Source organism: Ideonella sp. B508-1 (genome assembly GCF_000333615.1).
GTDB lineage: Bacteria > Pseudomonadota > Gammaproteobacteria > Burkholderiales > Burkholderiaceae_C > Ideonella.
This window is the reverse complement of record NZ_BADL01000512.1, coordinates 1-3,640: the sequence shown is the minus strand read 5'-3', so window position 1 is coordinate 3,640 and position 3,640 is coordinate 1. Positions and strand designations below refer to the sequence as shown.

Genomic DNA, 3,640 nt, shown 5'->3' with positions numbered 1-3,640 from the left:
CACGCTTCTGGCGGTGGTCAGCGTCCGCATGGACGAGGGCATGAGCTCACTGATCCTGCTGGCGGTGCCGCTGTTCATCCTGCTGGGCCACCTGGTCGAGATGACCGGCATGGCCAAGGCGATGGTGGACTTCCTGGCTTCGCTGCTGGGCCATGTGCGCGGTGGCCTGAACTATGTGCTGCTGGGGGCCATGCTGCTGGTGTCGGGCATCTCCGGTGCCAAGACGGCCGACATGGCCGCGGTGGCCCCGGTGCTGCTGCCGGAGATGAAGCGGCGGGGCAACGACGAAGGTGAGCTGATCGCGCTGCTGGCCGCCTCCGGCGCCATGGCCGAGACCATTCCGCCCTCGCTGGTGCTGATCACCATCGGCTCGGTGGCCGGGGTGTCGATCGCGGCGCTGTTCACCGGCGGCATCCTGCCCGGGGTGGTGCTGGCTCTGCTGCTGGCCGTGATGGCGCGGCTGCGCAGCGCCGAGGTGGTCCAGGGCTTGAAGCGCGCGCCGCTGCGGGTGGTGGGGCGCACGCTGATCGTGGCGCTGCCGGCCCTGTTGCTGCCGGTGCTCATCCGCACGGCCGTGGTCGAGGGCGTGGCCACCGCCACCGAGGTGTCCACCATCGGCATTGCCTACGCCGTCTGCGCAGGGCTGCTGATCTACCGCCGCTTCGACTGGCGCCGGCTCTATCCGATGCTGGTGGACACGGCGGCGCTGTCGGGGGCCATCCTGTTCATCATCGGCACGGCCACCAGCATGTCCTGGGCCCTGACCCAGTCGGGCTTCTCGCACGGCCTGGCCGCCATGATGTCGGCCGTGCCGGGCGGCAAGGTGGGCTTTCTGCTGATCTCCATCGTCTGCTTCACCGTGCTGGGCAGCGTGCTGGAGGGCATTCCGGCGATGGTGTTGTTCGCCCCGCTGCTGTTCCCCGTGGCACGGGCGGTGGGCGTGCACGAAGTGCACTACGCCATGGTGATCATCCTGTCCATGGGCGTGGGCCTGTTCGCGCCGCCCTTCGGCCTGGGCTATTACGCGGCCTGCACCATCGGCCGCGTCCACCCCGATGCGGCCCTGCGCACCATCTGGCCTTACCTGGGCGTGCTGCTGCTCGGGCTGCTGCTGGTCGCCTTTGTCCCCTGGTTCTCGATCGGCCTGCTGGGCTGAGCCGGGCTTCCTTCATCTTTCCTGCCGAAGGGCTTCCATGTCTGACAACCACAACACTGAATTGCGGGAGCGGGCCGCAGCCAGGGCAACCTCTCCGGCGCGGCGCGGCTGCTGCAGATGACCCGGCCCCAGCTGGCCTACCGGCTCAAGCGCCGCCAGTCCGGCGAAGCCCCCGCTCCGGCCGAGGAATCCTGAGATGCTGCCCGCCGACCGCTTTCCCGCCCACCGCCTGAGCAGCGACAGCCAGCCCCCGCGCACCCTGGTGGAGCGGGCCTACCTGGCGCTGCGCCAGGACATCGTCAGCGGCACCCTGGCGCCCGGCGCCCGGCTGCGGGTGGAACACCTGAAGGACCACTACGAGGTGGGCGCCGGCACCCTGCGCGAGGCCCTGGCCCTGCTGCTGTCCGACGCCCTGGTGGTGGCCGAGGGGCAGCGGGGCTTTCGCGTCACGCCCATCTCGCTGGCCGATCTGGAGGACATCACCGCCACCCGCGTGATGCTGGAAACCGATGCGCTGCGCCAGTCCATCCGCCATGGCGATGACGCCTGGGATGCCCAGCTGCGGGCGGCCTTCGAGCAGCTCAGCCAGGCCGAGCAGCGCCGCGGCGGCCTGGAACCCCTGGAATGGGAGCAGGCCAACAAGGGCTTTCACGAGGCCCTGATCGCGGCCCACCGCTCGCCCTGGACCAAGTACCTGCTGAGCATTCTGTACCGCCAGGCCGAGCGCTACCGCCACGTCGCCATCCGGCTGGGCGCCCAGGCCCCGCGGCACCGGGACGTGCACCGCGAGCACACCGACATCTTTCAGGCCGCCATCGCCCGACAGGAGGCCCGCGCAGCCCTGGCCCTGGAAGCCCACATCCAGCTGACCTGCGATCTGCTGCGCCAGGCGGTGCGCGACGACCCCTTGACGCTGCTCACCCTGCCCCAGGGGCAGACGGCGTAAGCTGCTGCACCGCCCCGAGACGGCGCAGGGGCACTGGGACGCTGCCATGCAGGCGTCTCGAAATTGGCGTCCAATCACGCCCATTCGACAACAAGAAGCGCCCACCGCATGCCCATCCGACTGAACGAGCTCACCCCCGAACGCCTGGCTGGCCTGCGCCGCGGCATCGAGAAGGAGAGCCTGCGCAGCCTGCCTGACGGCTCGCTGGCGCTCACGCCGCATCCGCCGCTGCTGGGCTCGGCCCTGACCCATCCCTTCATCACCACCGACTTCAGCGAATCGCAGGTCGAGCTGGTGACCGGCGCCCACCCCACCGCCCTGGCCTGCCTGGCCGAACTCGACAGCCTGCACCAGCTCACCTACCAGGCCATCGGCGAGGAGCGGCTGTGGGTCTCGAGCATGCCCTGTCACCTGCCGCCCGACGAGCAGATCCCGGTGGCCCACTATGGCACCTCCAACATCGCGCAGGCCAAGACGGTCTACCGCATGGGCCTGAGCCACCGCTACGGCCGGCGCATGCAGACCATCTCCGGCATCCACTACAACTGGTCGCTGCCCGGCCTGAGCAGTGCCGAGTACTTCGCGCTGATCCGCAATTTCCGCCGCCACTCCTTCCTGCTGCTCTACCTCTTCGGCGCCTCGCCGGCGGTGGACGAGGGCTTCGTGGCCGGCCGCCCGCACGGCCTGCAGAAGCTCGGCCGCCACAGCCTGTTCCTGCCGCACGCCACCTCGCTGCGCATGGGCCGGCTGGGCTACCAGAGCGACGCGCAGGCCAGCCTGCGGGTGAGCTACAACTGCCTGGACAGCTACGCTGCCTCGCTGCAGGAGGCGCTCACCCGCCCCTATCCGGCCTACGAGGCCATGGGCATCCGCGATGACCACGGCGAGTACCTGCAGCTGGGCACCACGCTGCTGCAGATCGAGAACGAGTTCTACGGCACCATCCGCCCCAAGCGCGTCATCCGCTCGGGCGAGCGGCCGCTGCATGCGCTGCGCGAGCGCGGCGTGGAATACGTCGAGGTGCGCTGCATGGACCTCGACCCCTTCGAGCCGCTGGGCATCAACGCCCTGACCTCGCGCTTCCTGGACATCTTCCTGCTGCACTGCGCGCTGAGCGACAGCCCGGAGGACACGCCCGAGGAACTGGGCGCCATGGTGCTCAACCTGCACCGCACCGCGGCCCGCGGCCGCGAGCCCGGCCTGCTGCTGGAACGCGGAGACCAGACGGTGCTGCTGACCGACTGGGCGGCCGAGCTGCTGGCCGAGCTCGAGCCCATCGCCCGCTACCTGGACAGCTCGCCGCTGGGCAGCGGCCACCAGACGGCCTTGACCGAGGCGCGCCAGCGCCTGGCCGATCCGGCGCTCACGCCCTCGGCCCGGGTGGTGGCCACGCTGCAGCAGAACGGCATCGAGTACGTGGACTTCGTGCGCCAGCGCTCGGACGCCGTCTGGCAGGCCTTCCAGGGCCGCAAGCTGGACCCGGCCGCCCAGGACCGCTGGACCCGCATGGCCCAGGAATCCCTGGCCGAGCAGGCCCG

General features: G+C 70.4%; 4 protein-coding genes. All 4 read left to right on the top strand.

Going from position 1 to position 3,640, the window contains the following annotated elements; genetic code table 11:
• On the top strand, positions 1-1,156 hold a 1,156-nt coding region (locus I73_RS20215), incomplete at its 5' end, for a TRAP transporter large permease (RefSeq protein WP_022982283.1).
• Positions 1,157-1,216: 60 nt separating this feature from the next.
• Positions 1,217-1,351 (top strand): helix-turn-helix domain-containing protein, encoded by a 135-nt coding sequence (locus I73_RS34490; protein WP_083876942.1) that lies wholly within the window; start codon positions 1,217-1,219, stop codon positions 1,349-1,351.
• A gap of 1 nt (position 1,352) precedes the next feature.
• Positions 1,353-2,102, top strand: coding sequence for a GntR family transcriptional regulator (locus tag I73_RS29405; protein ID WP_022982282.1), 750 nt, complete (start codon positions 1,353-1,355; stop codon positions 2,100-2,102).
• A gap of 108 nt (positions 2,103-2,210) precedes the next feature.
• Positions 2,211-3,640: glutamate--cysteine ligase (gene gshA / locus I73_RS20205; RefSeq protein WP_022982281.1), on the top strand; the 1,430-nt coding region annotated here is incomplete at its 3' end.

Coding starts and splice junctions, on each gene's coding strand:
- I73_RS29405 (WP_022982282.1), top strand. CDS start 1,353: ATGCTGCCCGCCGACCGCTTTCCCGCCCACCGCCTGAGCAGCGACAGC.